We start from the raw sequence: 17016 nt of genomic DNA, 5'->3' as shown, positions 1-17016 counted from the left end.
ACGCGCGGCGAAGGCGGACGCCACCCGTCTCCGGGCTGGCTGTCCCCTGTCTCCTGTTCCCTGTCCCCTCGCGGTTAGATGTCCCTTCCCCGCATCGCCATCGCGCGGCCCGTCGCGGTCGCCATGTTCTTCCTGGGCGTGGTCTTCCTGGGGGTGCTCTCCTTCCTGCGCCTCCCCATCGACCTCCTCCCCGACGTCGCCTACCCGCGGCTGGTCGTCTACACCGAGAACCCCAGCGCCGCCCCGCCCGAGGTGGAGCGCTTCGTCACCGAGCCGGTGGAGCAGGCGGTCTCCACCGTCCCCGGCGTGCAGCGGGTGGAGAGCGTCACCCGCGAGGGGTACTCGCTGGTGACGGCCCGCTTCGCGTGGGGCACCGACATGGACTTCGCCGCGCTCAACACGCGCGAGAAGCTCGACAACATCCGCGACCAGCTCCCCGAGCTCGCCACCCGCCCCGTGGTGCTGCGCACCGACCCCCGCAGCGAGCCGATCATGGCGCTGGCGGTGGCGGGCCCGCGCGACCTGCCGCAGCTCAAGGAGCTCTCCGAGGCGGTCTTCAAGCGGCGGCTGGAGCAGATCGACGGGGTGGCGCAGGCGGCGGTGACGGGCGGGGTGGAGCGCGAGGTGCACGTGGACGTGGACCCGCGCCGGCTGGAGGCGCTCGGGCTCACCATCGACGACGTGGCGGCCGCGCTCGACCGCGCCAACGCCAGCGCCCCGGGCGGCACCATCCGCCGCGGCCGCTACCGCTACTCCCTGCGTACCCTCGGCGAGCTGCAGGGGGTGGCCGACGTGGGCGAGGTGCCGGTGCGCGCGGGCGCCGCCGCGTCGGCGGCGAACCCAGGGTCCGCACCGGGATCCGGCGCGGCCCCGGCGCTCCCCGCCGAGGTCCTGCTGCGCGACGTGGCCGCCATCGACGACGGCTTCCGCGAGCGCGAGTCGGTGGCGCGCTACAACGGGCGCGAGTCGGTGGGGCTCCTGGTGTTCAAGAACGCCGACGCCAACACCGTGCGCGTGGCCCGCGAGGTGGAGCGGGTGCTGGCCCAGCTGCGCCGCGAGTACCCGGGGGTGCAGCTCGAGGTGGCCATGAGCCAGGCCGGCTTCATCGCCGACGCGCTGGCCAACGTGGTCCAGGAGGTGGTCCTGGGCGGCATCCTGGCCTTCCTGGTGCTCTTCCTCTTCCTGCGCGAGGTGCGCTACCCCGTCGCCGTGGCGCTGGCGATCCCGATCTCCCTGGTCGCCACCTTCGCGCTGCTGCAGGCCGCGGGCGTCACGCTCAACATCATGAGCCTGGGCGGGATGGCGCTGGGGGTGGGGCTCCTGATGGACAACTCCATCGTGGTGCTGGAGAACATCTTCCGGCACCGCGAGCTGGGCGCGCGCGCCGCCCTGGCCGCCGCGCTCGGCGCCGAGGAGGTGCAGCGCGCCATCACCGCCTCGACGCTGACCACCATCGCCGTCTTCGGCCCCATCGTCTACGTCGAGGGCGTGGCCGGCGAGCTGCTGGGCGCGCTGGCCATGAGCGTGGCGTTCAGTCTCCTGGCCTCCATCGCCGTCGCCATCACCCTGCTGCCGACGATGGCGGCGCGGTGGGACCGGGCCCCGTCGGCCGCGACTGATGCGCCGAAGGCACGGGGATCGCTGGGACGGGCCGTCTCCCGGCCGCTGGACGCCTTCGACCGCGGCTTCGCGCGCTTCACCGGCTGGTACGAGCGGCTGCTGGAGGCGGGGATGCGCCGCCGCGGGCGGGTGATCGCGGCCGCTTTCGTCCTGCTGGGCGTCGGGGTGGCCGTCGGCCTCTCGCTGGAGCGGAGCGTACTGCCCGAGGTGGACCAGGGCGCCTTCCGCCTGCGCCTGGAGCTGCCGCGCGGCACCCCGCTGGAGCGCACCACCGGGGAGGCCGCCCGGCTGGAGCGGGCCGTGCGCGCCGACCCGGCCGTGGAGGCGGTCTTCTCGCGCATCGGCCAGCAGGTGGCGGTGGCGGGGATGGACGACCGCGAGAGCGGGCTGCACACGGCGCTGCTGGAGGTGCGGCTGAAGGAGGGCCGCTCCACGGCCGGGGCGCTGGAGCGGCTGCGCCCGGCGCTGGCCGGCTACCCGGCCGGGACGGTGGCGGTGGAGACCGGGCAGGCCACGGCACTGGGGAAGCTGCTGGGCGGCGGCGAGAGCGACCTGGCGGTGCGCATCCGGGGCGAGGACCTGGACGCGGCGCTCGCCTACGCCGCCCGGGTAGAGCGGCGGCTCGCGGCGGTGCCGTCGGTCGCCAACGTGCGGGTGGGGACCGAGCTGGGGCAGCCCGAGATCCGGGTGGAGATCGACCGCGAGCGCGCCGCCGCCTACGGGATCGACCCGCGCCGGGTGGCCGAGACGGTGGAGGCGTACATGCGCGGGAAGGAGGCCACCCGGCTGGTGGACTTCGACCGCCGGGTGCCCGTGGTGGTGCGCCTCCCCGAGGCCGACCGGCGCTCGGCGGCCACGCTGGAGACGCTGCTGGTGGACGGGGTGCCGCTGCGCGAGCTGGTGCGGGTGCGCGAGGCCTCGGGCCCCGCCGAGATCCGCCGGGTGGACCAGGGGCGGGTGGTCGTCGTGCACGCCGACGTGGCGCGCGGGGGCGTGGACGACGCGGTGGCGGACGTGCGGGCGGCGCTCGCCCCCGTCCCCGCGCCGCACGGCCTGCGCGCCGAGATCGGCGGCGAGAACGAGGAGATGCGCAAAGGCTTCCGCGACCTGGCGCTCGCCTTCGGCCTGGCGCTGCTCCTGGTCTACATGCTCCTGGCCGCCGAGTTCGAGTCGCTGCTGCACCCCTTCATCATCCTGCTGGCGGTGCCGCTGGCGGCGGTGGGCGCCACGGTGGCGCTCTGGGTGGCGGGGGCGGGGATCAACACCATGAGCCTGATCGGGATGGTGATCCTGGTGGGGATCGTGGACAACGACGCGGTGGTGAAGGTCGACTTCATCAACCAGATGCGCCGCCAGGGGATGAGCCGCCACGAGGCGATCCGCGCCGCCGGCCACGCGCGGCTGCGCCCGATCGTGATGAACACGATCACCGCGATGCTGGGCCTGCTCCCGATGGCGCTGGGGATCGGCCCCGGCGCCGAGCTGCAGGCGCCGCTCGCCATCGCCGTCTTCGGCGGGCTGCTCTCGGCCACGGCGCTCACCCTGGTGGTGATCCCGGTCGCCTACGACCTGCTGGAGGAGCTGGAGGAGCGGATCCGCGCCGTCCTCGGCCGCCCCGCCCGTGATCGCGCGGCCGCGGCGAAGCCCGAGGGAGCCGCCGCGCCGGGGCTGGTGGCGGGGGACTGATCGGGAGTACCCTCATGGCTGCCCCTCACCGCAAGCGGACAGATTTAGCTTGACTTATTGCGCACCGAACACGCAATTTATTGACACCCCCGCCGACCTTTGGTGGTGCAGCGTCATTCGATCTGGAGTGCCTGTTGCCACATCGCCTTCCTCGCACCGCGGCCGCCCTCGTACTCCTGCTGCTCGGCGCCGGTTGCCGCGGCCGCGATATGGAGCCCGCAAGCGAGCGTGACGGCTCCGGAGCGGTCAATCCCGCGTTCGCCGCGGCGTTCGACTCCATGGGCTCGGTCGCGCTCGAAGAGAGCGCCGGCGTGATCAACGTCGCGCCGATCGTGGCGGTCGATCCCGCGGGAGGCTTCCTCGTCGCGGACGCGAAGGAGGGGCAGGCGCGCAGCTACGACCCCCGGGGAAGGCTCCTCCGCACCTTCGGGCACAGCGGAAGGGGACCGGGCGAGTTCCAGTCGCCCGTGGCCGTGCTGCGGATGGCCTCCGGAGCCGTGCTGGTGGCGGACGCGGCGGAGGGGCGGCTCACCATCTTCGACGGCGACGGCGCCGCGGTCCTCGGCACGTCCCAGACCCCCCTCTTCCCGGTCTACGGGGCGGCCCAGCTCTCCGACTCCACCGTGCTGCTTGCCGCGCACGCGCCGAGCGCTCCGGCGTCTCCGCTCCTGCACGTGTGGAACCTGCGCTCCGGGCGGGCGGAGCGGAGCTTCTTCCCCACGCCCGGCGGGAGCGTCGTCCGCGAGCTCGCCCCGACCCTCGGGTGGGCGGCGTTCGCCCTGGCGGGCGACACCGTCGCGGCCGTGTTCGGGCTGGTCGACACCCTGTACGTCTTCGGCACGGGGGGGAGCCCCCGGTCGCGCGTGCGCATCCCGTTCGCCGGCTTCCCCGTGGTCACCACGCCGCCCGCCGCGGCCCGGACGGACCGGAGGCGCCAGATCCGGTGGATGGAGAAGATCATCCGGGTCTCCGACGTGTTCCGGCTCCCGGACGGCTCGTGGCTGCTCCAGTACGCGCGCGTCCGCGGCGCCGAGAACGAGTGGGGGCTCCTGCGCATGTCCGCCGACGGGCGCCGCCTGTTCGAGATGGACCGGACTCCCCGCCTGGTCGCCGTGCGGGGAGACTCCCTGTTCTTCGTCGATCCCCGCTCCGAGGTGCCCAGCCGATGGAGAATCGCGCGCTTCCGCGCCGGGTCCTGATCCGCTTCGCCGTCGCCGCGGCGGCGCTGCTCCCCGCGTGCGGGTGCCACCGCGGCGGCGAGGCCGGCGCGTTGAGGGCGGGCGAGCCCGCGCCGGGCGCGCTTCCCCGCGCTGAGACCCAGCTGGTGTGGCTGATCGGAGTGGAGGACGGCCTGGCGTGCGCCGCCCCGGCGAGAGAGCTGCGTGCGCTCAAGTCCCGCCTGGGAGCGCGGATGCAGCTGACGGTCGTGGTGGTCGGAGACAGCGACGGGCTGATCGAAGGGGTGATCCGCCGGGAGCGCCTCGATGCCTCGCTGCTGCAGATGGACCGGGACACCTACCGCGAGCAGTTCCGCCGCACCCCGGTCCCGGCGCTCGTGCTGGTGAGGCGCGGGCGGGTCGCGAAGGTGTGGAGCTACTCGGCGAACGCGCGGCTGGCCGGAGAGGCTCCCGGCGAGACGGTCGGGGACGTGCTGGACAGGCTGCTGCGAACGTGAGCGGGGACGGAGGCCTGATTCCATTCCATTCAACGCTGGAGACCATCATGAAGCGATCCAGAATCGTGCTCGCCGCGCTGACCCTCACGCTCCTCGCGCCCACGGCGGACCGGCTGCCCGGGAACCCGGGCGCGCTGCACGCGGAAGAGAAGTACCTGCAGTACTACAGGCTCATCCTGAACGACATCTGCACCGGCGACTGCATCCAGGGACCCTACTGCTGCCAGATCATCCTGAAGCCGGCTCCGCAGGGCTGAGCCGAATCCGTAAGGAGAGGCCTTCCGTTCCCTCCTTCGGTCTCAGGGCGGGGGCGCGGGAGCGGCGAGCCTGGCTCGTTCACCGCCCCCGCCATTTGGCGCACGAAAAGATTGCTATGCGGCTGCAAGGAGAGCATCTTACGGGGTGGGCTCCCCCCTCCTGAAAAGCTCTCCCGTGCCGGTGCTGGAAACCCGCCTCCGTGAGGTTGCCATGCCGCGTCCGCAGTGCATCTCCCGCGCGCTCCCGCTCCTTTTCCTGCTTTCCCCGCTCGGCGCCTGCGGCGGCGGCGACGCGCCGGGCGCCGACCTCCCCGCCGCCGCCATCCAGGCGTGGCAGGGCTCGGTCGCCACGTCGGAGGGGGCGCAGAACGTCCGCAACCCCGACCGCCCGCTGCTGCCCGACGGGAGCGTGCGCGTGGACACCGCCTGGCGCGTGTCGCAGGCCGGCGCCTGGCAGCGCCCCACGGCGCTGGCGCTCGGCGGCGAGAACGTGTTCCTGCTGGACCCGCCCGCCGGGCTCGTGCACGTGGTGACGCAGCAGGGCGAGGAGCAGGACGACATCGGCGACGCCGCCGGGTTCAGCGAGCCGGTGAGCATCGCCTGGTCGGACGGCACGATCGCGGTGGGCGACCAGGGGCGGCTCGGCATCCTGATGATGCGCGACGACGGGCTCACCCGCGAGCCGGTGCGCGGGCTGGACCGCCCGGCGGTGCACGGGCTGGCGTCGGGCGGCTTCTTCGCCAACCCGTACGCCGGGCTCACCCACCAGTGGCGCGCCTGGGGCCCCCGCCGCGACACCACCATGCTGGAGCTGCCGCGCTGGGGCGAGTCGGCGTACTGCGCCAGCGTGTCGGGCGGCCGCTGGATCCTGCAGGCGGACTGCGCGTCGCCCTCGTTCCGCGTGTTCGACGAGGCCGGGAAGCTGGTGCGCCAGGTGGGGGTCGACCGCCCCGCGGCCGCCGCCCCCGCCGCGCCGGCCCTCTCGGACTCGGCGCTGGGCGAGCTGCAGCAGCAGCTCATGGCAGGCGAGCCGGACGACAGCGTGCTGGCGCGGCTGCTGGCGGCGGGCGGACCCGCCAGGGTGACGCGCGGCGCCCGCCACGACCCGGCGTCGAAGCTGTTCGCGCTCTGGGGGCAGCTCCCCGCGGGCGGCGCGTGGGTGGACCTCTTCTCGGAGGAGGGCGTCTACCTGGCCACGGTGCGCTTCGGGCGCCCCTGGGCCGACGTGGGCTTCGCGCGCTCGACGCTCTTCGCGCTGGAGGAGGGCGAGAACGGTGCGGTGACGCTGGTCGCCTACCGCCTGCACCTGCCCTCCAACGCGCTGTCCGCCGCCCGCGACGCGGCCCGGGCGCGCGGGGCGGGGTCGTCGGGCGGATGAGCTGAGGGGGTCCCCGGCGGCCCTGCCGCTGGAGACCTCTCCCCCGCGCGCCCCTGGTCCGCTCGTTCCTCGCCGATCAAGGGCGCGCTCCCCTCTCGAACTTGAGGGATGAGGGCAACCACCTCGGCGCATCGGGCGACAAACCGAGTGGGGGATGCAGTCGAAGCCTCGCGGGGTTTGCGAGGCTTTCTGTAGTTGTAGCCGCGGCTTCAGCCGCCCGGGCGCATTCGGGCATCGTAGACCCCTGGACCGTGTCTCCGGCGCCCGTTCCCCTGCCGGCGCGACACCCTGATCGTAGACGACCCGAGACTCGTGATCCGCTTCTCCATCCGCCGCCCCGTCGCCGTCGCCATGGGCTACCTGGCCCTGGCGCTCCTGGGCGTGGCCTCGTGGGTCAAGCTCCCCGTGGAGCTCCTCCCCGACACCGAGCTGCCGCGGCTCCGGGTGACGGCCAGCTGGCGCGGCGCGGGCCCCGAGACCACCGAGGCGTTCCTCACCTCGCCGATCGAGGCGGCGGTGCAGCAGGTGCGCGGGGTCGAGAAGGTCTCCTCGACTTCCGAGGAGCGCGGCGGCGCGGGCCAGGCCGCCATCGACGTGGAGTTCGGGCGCGGGGTGGACATGGACTTCGCCCGCCTGGAGCTGTCGGAGCGCCTGGCCGCGCTCGAGGAGCAGCTCCCCGACGGCGCCGGCTACCCCCGCGTGGAGCAGTACGTCCCCGCCGAGTTCGCGCAGCAGAACCGCCCCTTCCTCCGCTACACCATCACCGGCCCCTACACCCCGGAGGCGCTGCGCCAGCACGTGGAAGAGGTGGTGGCCCCCGACCTCCGCCAGCTCGACGGCGTGGCCGAGGTGCGCGCCTGGGGCGGGCGCGAGCGCCTGCTGGAGATCGAGCTCGACGAGCAGAAGGTGCTGGGGCTGGGGCTCGACCCCGAGACGGTCCGGCGCCTGGTCACCGAGCTGGAGTTCGTGCGCGAGGCGGGCGCCGTGTGGCAGGGCGGGCTGCGCTACACGGTGGCCATCCGCGAGCGCGCCGGGAGCGCGGCCGAGGTGCGCCGCCTGCCGCTGCTCACCGACCGCGGCCGGCTGGTGCGGCTGGAAGACGTGGCGGTGGTGCGCGACACCTACGAGGAGGCCGCCTCCTTCTACCGCATCGACGGCCAGAGCGCCGTCAGCTTCCAGGTGTTCAAGGAGATCGGCACCAACGTGGTGGAGGTGGCCGACCGGGTGAAGGCGCGCGTGGGCGAGCAGGCGGCGCGCGGCCCCCGCGGCACCCGCATCCTGCTGGACGACGACGAGAGCGAGGCGGTGCGCACCCAGCTCACCGACCTGCGCTGGCGGGCGCTCTCGTCGGCGCTGGTGGTCTTCGCCGTCCTCTTCGTCTTCCTGCGCTCGCTGCGCTCGGCGGCCGTGGTCTTCGCCAGCATCGGCTTCTCGGTGCTGCTCACGCTCAACCTGGTGTACTTCGGCGGGCTCACGCTCAACCTGCTCACGCTGATGGGGCTGGCGATGGGCTTCGGGCTGGTGATCGACAACGCCGTGGTGGTGCTGGAGAACATCTACCGCAGGGCGAGGCCGGGAGAAGACCCGGCCGCCGCCGCCGAGCGGGGCGCGGGCGAGATGGTGCTGGCGGTGCTGGCGGCCACGCTCACCACCATCATCGTCTTCGTCCCCTTCGTCTACCTGCAGGGCGAGGTGCGGCTCTTCTACGTGCCGCTGGCCATCGTGGTGGGCTTCACCAACCTGGCCTCGCTCTTCGTCACCTTCTCGTTCACCCCGGCGCTGGCCGCCCGGCTCCTCAGGGCGCGCCCCCTGCGCGCGGCCCGCGCGGCCGAGGAGCGAGCGCCCGCCTACGTCCGCCTCTACGCCGGCCTGGTGGGGTTCACGCTCCGCCACCCCTGGGTGGTGGTGGCCGCCGCGCTCGTCATGCTGGGGGGCTCGGGGTACCTGTTCCAGAAGTACGTCACCCGCGGCACCCTCTGGCGGCCCTGGTTCGACCAGGAGTCGTACATCAACATCCAGGTGGACCAGCCGCGCGGCGAGGAGCTCGCCCACACCGACGAGCTGGTGCGCTACTTCGAGGCGAAGCTGAAGGAGATGCCCGAGGTGGCGCGCTTCACCACCAACGTGTACCCGCAGGCGGCGCAGGTGCGGGTGGAGTTCCCCGACTCGCTGCAGGACACCTCGGTCCCGGTGGCCGTCAAGGAGCAGATCGAGGCGTACAGCCACCTCTTCGGCGGGTCGGAGGTGCGCGTCTACGGATACGGGCCCTCGTTCTACGGCGGGGGGTCCAGCCCGCCCAACTACAGCATCCGCGTGCTGGGCTACAACTACGAGACGGTGCGCGCCATCGCCGAGGACCTGGGCGGGCGGCTGCTGCGCTACTCGCGCATCCAGGACGTGGACACCAACGCCAGCGGGCAGTGGTTCGAGCGCGACAAGGCCACCGAGGTGGTGCTCCGGATCGACCGCCGCCGCCTGGCGATGCACGGCCTGGCGGCGCGCGACGTGGTGGCGCGGGTGAGCGCGGCGGTGGGGCGCGACCGCCGGCGCAGCTGGCTGCGCGTGGGCGACGAGGAGATGGCGGTGGCGGTGCGCCTCTCCGGCTCCGAGCGGCTGGACCTGCACCAGCTGCAGGAGCTCCTGATCCCCGCCCCCGGCGGCCAGGCGGTGCGCCTCGCCGACGTGGCCGAGGTGGCCGAGCGCGAGGTGCTCTCGCGCATCCTGCGCGAAGACCAGCAGTACCAGCGCCTGGTGACCTACGAGTTCCGCGGCCCCGCCAAGCTGGGCGACCGGGTGCACGAGGCGGTGGTCAGGAACACCCAGCTGCCGGCCGGCTACCAGGTGATCGGCAAGGAGGAGTGGAAGTGGAGCGACGAGGAGCGCACGCAGATCTACGGCGTGCTGGCCTTCTCGCTGGTGCTGGTGTTCATGGTGACGGCGGCGCTCTTCGAGAGCCTGCGCCAGCCGCTGTGCGTGCTGCTCACGGTGCCGATGGCCATGATCGGCGTCTTCCTCACCTTCTTCTTCACCGGGGCCTCGTTCAGCCGCGAGGCGTTCATCGGGGTGATCATGATGGGCGGCGTGGTGGTGAACAACGCCACGCTCCTGGTGGACCACGTGAACCAGCTGCGCCGCCGCGAGGGCGAGCCGCTCCAGGGGGCGATCCTGCGGGGGACGCTGGAGCGCGTGCGCCCGATCCTGATGACCAGCGCGGTCACCATCATCGGCCTGCTCCCGCTGGTGCTCTTCAGCGAGGCGGCCGACGCCAACATCTGGAACGCGCTGGGCTACTCGCTGCTGGGCGGCCTGGCCAGCTCCACCGTGCTGGTGCTCACCGTCACCCCCGCCCTCTACCTCCTCTTCGAGCGCGGCCCCGAGAAGCGCCGCCTGGCGAAGCTCGCCGCCGCCGCGGAGGCGGAGCGGAAGACGGTGCCGGTGCCGGCGCTGGGGGCTGCGGGCGATTGAAATCGCAGCAACAACGGCAGAAAGCCTCGCAAACCCCGCGAGGCTTCAACCGCACAGACAAAGCCCTCCGCACGGTGTCCCGGCGGAGGGCTTTGTCTGTGCGCCGACGTGGGTCCGGCGCTTCGCCTACATCACGTGCGGCTCCAAGGCGGCGCCCATCACGCGCTCGATGCGCGCGAGCTGCTCGCGGGTGAGGGTGCGCGCGCGGGCGGCCTCGAACGCCCGCCACGCGGCTTCCGCGGCTGCGTTGACGTTCGCCTCGCTCCGTTCGCGGTTCAGCGCCGCGCGCACGGCCGCCGAGCCGCGCTCGCACGCCACGGCGAGGTCGCGCTCCTGGGCGCCGCCGAGCCCCGCCAGGCGGTCGGTGCGCTTCACCTCGTCGGCGCAGGCGCCCGGCGCCAGCAGCGCGACGCCCTGCGGGGCGTCCTTCCCCGCGCCCGCGGCCCATTCGGCGGGGAGGCCGGCGCGCAGGTAGGGGAGCGCGCGGTGCTCCTGGGCGAAGGTGCCGTCCGGGTTGTCGGACCAGATCCAGGCGTGGACCATGGTGAGCAGGGTGCGCCCCTCGCCCGCGCCCACCTTCCCCCTCTCGATGCGGCGGTTCACGATCCCGCGCAGGAGCGGCCGGTCGGCCACGACGGCCCTAGCCAGCCGCGCCACGTCGTGCGTGTGCCAGTGGTCCGAGTCTCCCGCGAACCCCTCCGGCAACGGCTCGTCGGGGCGGCGGTAGAGCGTGTACGCCACGCCCACCAGCACCTTCCGCCCGCCGATGGTGGCGTACTGGAGCGTCGAGGGACGGGAGAGATCCAGCGGCTGCTTTACCAGGTCGGCGCGGTACCAGTGCTCGCCCATCAGCGGCCCCTCCATCCCGAAGAGCCGATAGCCGTCGCGCACGGCGTTGGCGTGGTCGCGGTAGCGCTCCGTCGCGCGCCGCACCGCCTCGATCTGCGCCCGCAGCTCCGGCGAGTCGCCGCCCGCCGCCGGGCCCGGATGCGCGTGGTCGTGCGAGTGCTGCGCGAGCGCGGGGGCGGGGACAGCCAGGACGGTCAGCGCGGCCAGAATTCGAAACGTCGGCATCGGACGTGATCCTCCGTGGGAAAGGTGCACCGGCTGTCTACACCGGCCGGGCTCCGATCGTTTGGAAGATCGAACGACAACTGCTTTTTCTCACGCAGAGGAGCAGAGTCAGCAGAGAACCGCGGGGGTTCCTCTGCTGACTCTGCTGCTCTGCGTGAGGCATTGCTGTTGAATGGACGCGTCTTCAAAACGACGCCGCCCCCGCGACGCAGGGATCGCGGGGGCGGCGGTCTCGCCGAGGTGCGGAGAGGGGCGGGCGAGGCGCTAGCGGTTCAGCCAGTAGGTGGCCTTGATCAGGAATACGTTGCTGGCGCGCTGGCCGAAGACGCCGTCCAGGTCGTCGCGGAAGCTGAAGCCCACCTCGTCGTCCACGCCGCTCCGGTCCTGCTGCCACACGAAGAAGAGCGTGGAGCCCGGGCGGTACTCCCAGCGCAGCACCGCGCTGCCGCGCAGGGAGAGGAACTTGAAGTCGTCTTCCTGCGCCACCGCGGCCGGGTCGAACTCGAAGCTGCGCGCGCGGCGGAGCGTCTTGTACCCGAAGAAGTCGTTGTCGGAGACGAACGGCTGCGCGAACATCTGCAGCGACAGCGTGGGCGAGAAGGTCCAGTCCACCCGCGTGCCCACCGCGAACTCGGTGTTGTCGACGCTGGCGAAGGTGTAGCGCCGCCCGAAGGTGGCGGTGGCCGCCGGGTCGTCGGTGGTGGCGATCCACTGGTCGGTGTCGCGCTGCCGCACGAAGCTCGGCTCCAGGCTCACCTGCACCGAGCTGCTGGGGCGGTAGCTCACGCCCAGGAACACCGACCGGTCGAACTCGCCCGAGGTGTCCTCGCGGTAGCCCAGGTTCAGCGAGAGCGACACCGGCTTGCGCGAGTCGGTGAAGGCGTTCGCGTTGATCCGCCACTGCGAGGGCACCATCCCCAGCGGACCGCCGCGCGTCAGCCGGTCGTTGACGTACTCGGGGCTGTAGCCGCCGCCCAGGCCGAAGCCCCACAGGCTCTTGAGCGTGGCGTTGGCGCCCGCATTGTAGCTGGCGTAGATCGGGTCGCCGTCGAAGTTCCAGGTGTGGTTGGTGTACCCGTAGAACGAGTAGCTGCGGAAGAGCCTGCCGGGCCTGTTCATCCGCCGCCCCGCGAAGGTGCTGAGCGCCCGGTAGTCGGCCCGCGTCATGAAGCCGATGTCGTTGGTCTCGAAGCCGGGGCCCACCTCCTGCCACGCCACCGAGCCGTCCCACGACCCCGTGTGGCTGAGGGCCGCCCCCGCCACGTGCCCGCCGAGCGACGTGCGCGCGGGGTCGAGCTCCACGTGGTCGGCGTCGGGGCGGGCGAAGTAGCGCGCGCTGGAGTTCTGCGCGCGGGTGATCGCCGCGGCCGAGCCGTTCACCAGGCTGCGCGCGTAGTAGCCGGAGAGCGCCCACTCGCGGTTGTGCCACGCGTGCTGCCCGTCCACCCCCAGCGCGTAGGCGCTGGAGCGGAGGAAGGGGTCGAACTCGCCGCCGGCCATGTCGCGGTTGACGCCGGTGAAGAGCGCGCCCACCACCGTGGCGCCGCGGCCGAAGTCGCGCCGCACCCGCCCCACCACGTAGTTGGTGAGCGGCTCCACCGGGAACTCGCCGCGCAGGTCGCCCTCGGCGAGGTAGCGCGCCTCCTCGCGCTGGGTGAGCGCGTCCATCACCCCGATCGACCAGGGGCCCGCCTTCCCGCTCACCTTGGCGGCGCCCAGGATGGTGGTGGCGTCGGGGGCGTCGGCGAAGAGCACCCCGTCGACCCCCACCCCGCCCTGCGGCTGCCGCCCCACGCGGCGCGAGTAGAAGAACTGCGTGAAGCCGTAGGTGTTGAAGGAGTTGAGCTGCCCGAACTGGAAGATGTCGGACCCCTCCACGAAGAACGGCCGCCGCTCCTCGAAGAAGCTCTCGAACGCCGACAGGTTCACCACCGCCGGGTCCGCCTCCACCTGGCCGAAGTCGGGGTTGATGGTGGCAGAGAGCGTGAGCCCGCCCGGGAGCCCCGCCTTGAGGTCGGCGCCCGCCGAGCCCACGAAATCGTTGCTCTCCACGAACGGGTTCCCCGGCGCCGGGAGCGGGTGCGAGACCCGGGCGCTGGTGTAGGGGAGGATCTCCAGCCGCCCGCTCTGGCGCAGCCCCGTGAGCCCCTCCAGCTCGCCGAAGAGCGAGACGAAGCCGCTGGCGTTGGGCGGGACCGGGCTCCAGAACGCCGTCTCGGCGCGGCGGGCGATGTAGCGGCGGAAGTTGACGCCCCAGCGCCCGCCCCCGTTCACCGTGGAGGCGTTGAAGCGCAGCTGCGAGAGCGGGATGCGGAACTCGGCCACCCACCCCGCCGAGTCCGTCTGCGCCGCGCCGTCCCACACCGCGTCCCACCCGAAGTCGATCCCGCTGCCGTCGTCGAAGCGCAGGAAGTCGTCCTTCACCCCCTTGGGGTTGAGCCCGAAGACGAAGGCGGTGCGCTTGTCGTTGTAGCTGTCGATGAAGACGCGCGCCCCGTCCGAGGTGGAGCCCTGGTCGCGGCGGGTGAGCTGCCCCAGGATCGAGTCGGGGCGGCTGTCGTACATCCGCATCCCCACGTAGATGGCGTCGGCGGTGAAGAGCACCCGCGCCTCGGTGCGCTCGGTGGCCGGCTGCCCGGCGTTGGGGCTCTGCTGCACGAAGTCGGTGGCCGCGGGGGCCGTGGCCCACGCCGCCTCGTCGAGCCGGCCGTCGACCTTGATCTCGGCGCCGGGGGCCGCGCGCAGCACGCGCGCCGGCTCGCCCGACGAGGTGCGCGAGGCCTGCGCCGGCGCGGCGGCCGTCTGCGACTGGTTCTGCACCTGCGCCGCCGCCGGGGAGGCCGCGGCCGCACCCGCGATGAGGAGCGCGAGCGGCAGGAGGCGTCTGTACATCGGTGGATTCTCCGGAGGGAGGGTGGAGGCGCGCCCATTCCGCGCGCCTGCTGGAAAGTTAGCAACCTGCCCGCGCACCGCGCCCCTGCCCGGGGACGAGCCGGGACGTGCGGGGGACGAAACGTTCCGTATCCGCTGCGGCCTGTCGGGACCTCCTGCGGGCCGCGGACGGGGAGAGCCCCCGCGCCCGGCCCGGAACGCGCGTTTGGACGGCACCGTCCGGGGAAACGTTGCAACCCCCCGCCTCCCCGCTCCAGACCCGCCGTCCGCCGTCGCTGAACTGCAACTGCCTGTCTCACGCAGAGTCAGCAGAGTTAGCAGAGAACTCACCGCCTGACGTGTTTTCCCTCTGCTGACTCTGCTGACTCTGCGTGGTCCTTGCAGTTAAATTTTTAGCACCCATCGCCCGGGAAAACCGCCGGCATCGGCGACGCCGGCGGTCTTCCGCCGACCCGGACGGAGGGCTTACGCGCCGCCGTCGGGGTCGTACGACGACTCGATCTCGCTCACCGCGTCGGCCAGGTCGTCCACCAGGCCGCCGCCGAGCTCCGAGACGAGCTGCGCCACGATCCGCCCCGCCTCGCCGCGCTTGGCGGTGGCCATCTTCCCCACCAGCTCCCTGGCCTGCCGCGCCTTGCGGGCCTCGGGACATTCGTCCGCGTCGGCGGCGTCCTTGCCGGCGGGACGGACCTGCCACGCGGCGGCGAAGCGGGCGATCTGGTCCACCACGCCGGCGCGGGAGTCCGGGTCCAGGTAGCGGCGGAGGTCCACCCGCAGCGGGGACGCGCCGGCCGACTCGTCGGAGATCTCCAGCACCGCGTTCGGCCTGAGCACCATCCGGAACCCCTCCACCTCCAGCACCGCCCTCTCGTCCGGCGCCGCGCCGTCTCCCTCGTCCGCCGAGGCGAAGGCGGGGTGCGGGTCCGGCTCGGGGCGCGGGTCGGCGAAGGGGGGCAGCCGCCCGGCGTCGTCCACCTCGGGACGCGCCTGCGGGTCGAGCGTCATCTGCACGTTGACGTCGAACTGCATGTCCACGCCGTCGACCCGCGCGTTCGCCGAGCCGCGCCCGGTCACCCGCCCCGACGCGTCCACCTGGCCGCGCACGGGGACGGTGAGCGAGACGCGCTTCGGGGTGCGCTCCTCGTCGTCCGCGGCGCGCGTGGAGGGGGAGACGGCGGCGAGCGGGAGCGCGGCCAGGAGCACGGCCCCGGCGCAGATCGCCCCCGTTCTGGCCGTCACCGCCGCGCGGTCGCGCTCGGCGTCGAGCACGGCGCGCACGCGGCCCTCCAGGTGCGACGGGCGCGCCATCGCCAGCGCCACCGCGGGGGTGGGCGCGTAGGCGCGGGCCACCTCCAGCAGGTGCGCGGCGTAGTCCGAGGCGCGGGCGCCGGCCTGCAGCACGCGGTCGTCGCACGCCTGCTCGCGCTCCAGCCGCATCCGCCGCGCGGCCCACCACGCGCCGGGGTGGAACCACCAGAGCGCGCAGCACACCTCGGCCAGCACCTGCGTCAGGCAGTCGCCGCGCGCCACGTGCGCCAGCTCGTGCAGCAGGACCACGCGCCGCCGCTCGGGCGTCCACCCGTCCGCGTCGGCGGGGAGGAGCACGGCGGGGCGGAGCGTCCCCCAGGTCATCGGCATGGCGGCCGAGGGGCTGCGCAGCAGGCGGACGGGGCGGCGGACGCCGACCATGGGCCCCAGCCGCGCCGCGAGCCAGGTCCACGCGTAGTCGGCCACCGGCTCCGCGCCGCGCGCCAGCCGCCGCACGCGCAGGATCCCCACGCCCAGGCGCCCCAGCACGGCCAGCGCCCCCGCGGCCCAGGCGGCCAGGAGCAGCGCGGCGAGCGGGAAGCCGCGCCCGTCTTCCGGCTCCGCGGCGGGCGCGGGCGACGCGGCCGGCATCGTCACGGGCCCGTTCGAGGCGAAGCGGACGGGCCGGTCGAAGACGTAGGTGGCAGGAGCGGCGGGGGCGGAGACGGCCGGCGCGCGGAAGGCGAGGAAGCCGGGGCGCCAGCGGGGGCCCGCGAGGGCGAGGGCGGGGAGCGCCAGGAGCGCGCCCAGGGCCAGCGTCCAGAGCAGGTGCCGGCCGGCCGCGGAGGCGCGGCGGAGCGCCCGTGCGCCCAGCGCCGCGGCGCCCAGGAGGAGCGTGGACTTCAGGACGAGGAGGGCGGCGGCGCCGAGCATGGGGTCCGCGGCGCCGGCGGCCAGGGCCGTCGACATGGCTTACCGTCCCTGTTTGCGGGCGTCCTCGATCAGGCGCGACAGGCGCTCCAGCTCGTCGCCCGACATGCCGTGCTCCGGCAGCTCCAGCAGCGCCGCCACCGCGGCCTCGGTGCTCCCGCCGAAGAAGGTGCGCACCAGGTGCGAGAGCGCCGACTGCTGTGCGGCGTCGGCCGGCACCGTCGGGAGGTACACGTAACGGGGCCCGTCCTGCTCGTGTTTCAGGTGCCCCTTCTCTTCCAGGATGCGCATCAGCGCGCGCACCGCCGAGTAGCTGGGCGGGTCGGGGAGGCGCTCCAGCACGTCGCCCACCGACGCCTGCCCCAGGCGGTACACCACGTCCATGATCTGCCGCTCGCGGCGGCTGAGGTTCGCCAGATTGGGGGACTTGGGCATGACCGGGCTCCGGGTGGGCAGCCGGCAATCCGGCTGCTAATTGTTTAGCAGAGTCGAATGTGGGGCCGGGGGAGGGGTGGTGTCAAGCATCTTGTTCCAAACCGCGAGTGCGAGAGTGCGAAAGTGCGAGAGTGCGAGAGTATGGGCCCACGAAGGCCGCAGTGACGAACATCTCGGATTTCCTGCTCCACACCTCACTTTCGCACTTTCGCACTTTCCCCAACGTTCCCTCCCATTCGGGACGCGCCAGGGTGGTGCGGGGCGCCGCACCAGAACAGTGCGTAACCTCCTTTGTTTTCAACCCCTTCCGCGCCGTTGCACGCTTCCCGCCTGGCGTGGCGGTTGCCGCACGCGCG

At 73.3% G+C, this 17016-nt stretch carries 10 protein-coding genes; 6 read left to right on the top strand and 4 right to left on the bottom strand.

Features of this window, described 5'->3' with window-relative positions; genetic code table 11:
* Nucleotides 1-78 precede the first annotated feature (78 nt).
* The 6 genes from VF746_02975 to VF746_02950 all read left to right on the top strand — a co-directional run bounded on the left by VF746_02975 (nucleotide 79) and on the right by VF746_02950 (nucleotide 10081).
* Nucleotides 79-3306, top strand: coding sequence for an efflux RND transporter permease subunit (locus tag VF746_02975; protein HEX8691381.1), 3228 nt, complete (start codon nucleotides 79-81; stop codon nucleotides 3304-3306).
* 209 nt (nucleotides 3307-3515) lie between these two features.
* On the top strand, nucleotides 3516-4505 hold the full coding sequence (locus VF746_02970) for a hypothetical protein (GenBank protein HEX8691380.1): 990 nt from the start codon (nucleotides 3516-3518) through the stop codon (nucleotides 4503-4505).
* The gene (locus VF746_02965; protein ID HEX8691379.1) at nucleotides 4472-4981 is read left to right on the top strand and encodes a hypothetical protein; all 510 of its coding nucleotides are present in this window, start codon (nucleotides 4472-4474) and stop codon (nucleotides 4979-4981) included. The genes VF746_02970 and VF746_02965 overlap by 34 nt, the downstream gene beginning before the upstream one ends.
* Before the next feature lie 47 nt (nucleotides 4982-5028).
* Nucleotides 5029-5238 (top strand): hypothetical protein, encoded by a 210-nt coding sequence (locus VF746_02960; protein HEX8691378.1) that lies wholly within the window; start codon nucleotides 5029-5031, stop codon nucleotides 5236-5238.
* Nucleotides 5239-5449: 211 nt separating this feature from the next.
* Nucleotides 5450-6616: a hypothetical protein gene (locus VF746_02955; GenBank protein ID HEX8691377.1), complete on the top strand. Its 1167-nt coding sequence runs from the start codon at nucleotides 5450-5452 to the stop codon at nucleotides 6614-6616.
* Nucleotides 6617-6928: 312 nt separating this feature from the next.
* Nucleotides 6929-10081 (top strand): efflux RND transporter permease subunit, encoded by a 3153-nt coding sequence (locus VF746_02950; GenBank protein HEX8691376.1) that lies wholly within the window; start codon nucleotides 6929-6931, stop codon nucleotides 10079-10081.
* A 126-nt stretch (nucleotides 10082-10207) separates the two neighbouring features.
* Here VF746_02950 and VF746_02945 read toward each other — a convergent pair whose 3' ends face one another.
* From VF746_02945 to VF746_02930, 4 genes are all read right to left on the bottom strand, one after another.
* On the bottom strand, nucleotides 10208-11155 hold the full coding sequence (locus tag VF746_02945) for a hypothetical protein (GenBank protein ID HEX8691375.1): 948 nt from the start codon (nucleotides 11153-11155) through the stop codon (nucleotides 10208-10210).
* A gap of 264 nt (nucleotides 11156-11419) precedes the next feature.
* Entirely contained in the window at nucleotides 11420-14047 is a 2628-nt protein-coding gene (locus VF746_02940) for a DUF5916 domain-containing protein (GenBank protein HEX8691374.1), read from the bottom strand.
* Nucleotides 14048-14512: 465 nt separating this feature from the next.
* Nucleotides 14513-16264, bottom strand: a complete 1752-nt coding sequence (locus VF746_02935) for a M56 family metallopeptidase (GenBank protein ID HEX8691373.1) — start codon at nucleotides 16262-16264, stop codon at nucleotides 14513-14515.
* Nucleotides 16265-16267: 3 nt separating this feature from the next.
* Complete coding sequence (locus tag VF746_02930; GenBank protein ID HEX8691372.1) at nucleotides 16268-16660, bottom strand: BlaI/MecI/CopY family transcriptional regulator; 393 nt, start codon at nucleotides 16658-16660, stop codon at nucleotides 16268-16270.
* Between the last annotated feature and the right edge of the window lie 356 nt (nucleotides 16661-17016).

The sequence above is a fragment of the Longimicrobium sp. genome (assembly GCA_036389795.1).
Classification (GTDB): Bacteria; Gemmatimonadota; Gemmatimonadetes; order Longimicrobiales; family Longimicrobiaceae; genus Longimicrobium.
Note: the sequence above shows the minus strand (reverse complement) of the source record. Positions and strands in the feature narration are given on the sequence as shown.

Bases quoted from the DNA above. Each gene is read 5' to 3' on its own strand.
- VF746_02975 (HEX8691381.1), top strand. From the start codon at position 79: ATGTCCCTTCCCCGCATCGCCATCGCGCGGCCCGTCGCGGTCGCCATG.
- VF746_02970 (HEX8691380.1), top strand. From the start codon at position 3,516: ATGGAGCCCGCAAGCGAGCGTGACGGCTCCGGAGCGGTCAATCCCGCG.
- VF746_02965 (HEX8691379.1), top strand. From the start codon at position 4,472: ATGGAGAATCGCGCGCTTCCGCGCCGGGTCCTGATCCGCTTCGCCGTC.
- VF746_02960 (HEX8691378.1), top strand. From the start codon at position 5,029: ATGAAGCGATCCAGAATCGTGCTCGCCGCGCTGACCCTCACGCTCCTC.
- VF746_02955 (HEX8691377.1), top strand. From the start codon at position 5,450: ATGCCGCGTCCGCAGTGCATCTCCCGCGCGCTCCCGCTCCTTTTCCTG.
- VF746_02945 (HEX8691375.1), bottom strand. From the start codon at position 11,155: ATGCCGACGTTTCGAATTCTGGCCGCGCTGACCGTCCTGGCTGTCCCC.
- VF746_02940 (HEX8691374.1), bottom strand. From the start codon at position 14,047: ATGTACAGACGCCTCCTGCCGCTCGCGCTCCTCATCGCGGGTGCGGCC.
- VF746_02935 (HEX8691373.1), bottom strand. From the start codon at position 16,264: ATGTCGACGGCCCTGGCCGCCGGCGCCGCGGACCCCATGCTCGGCGCC.
- VF746_02930 (HEX8691372.1), bottom strand. From the start codon at position 16,660: ATGCCCAAGTCCCCCAATCTGGCGAACCTCAGCCGCCGCGAGCGGCAG.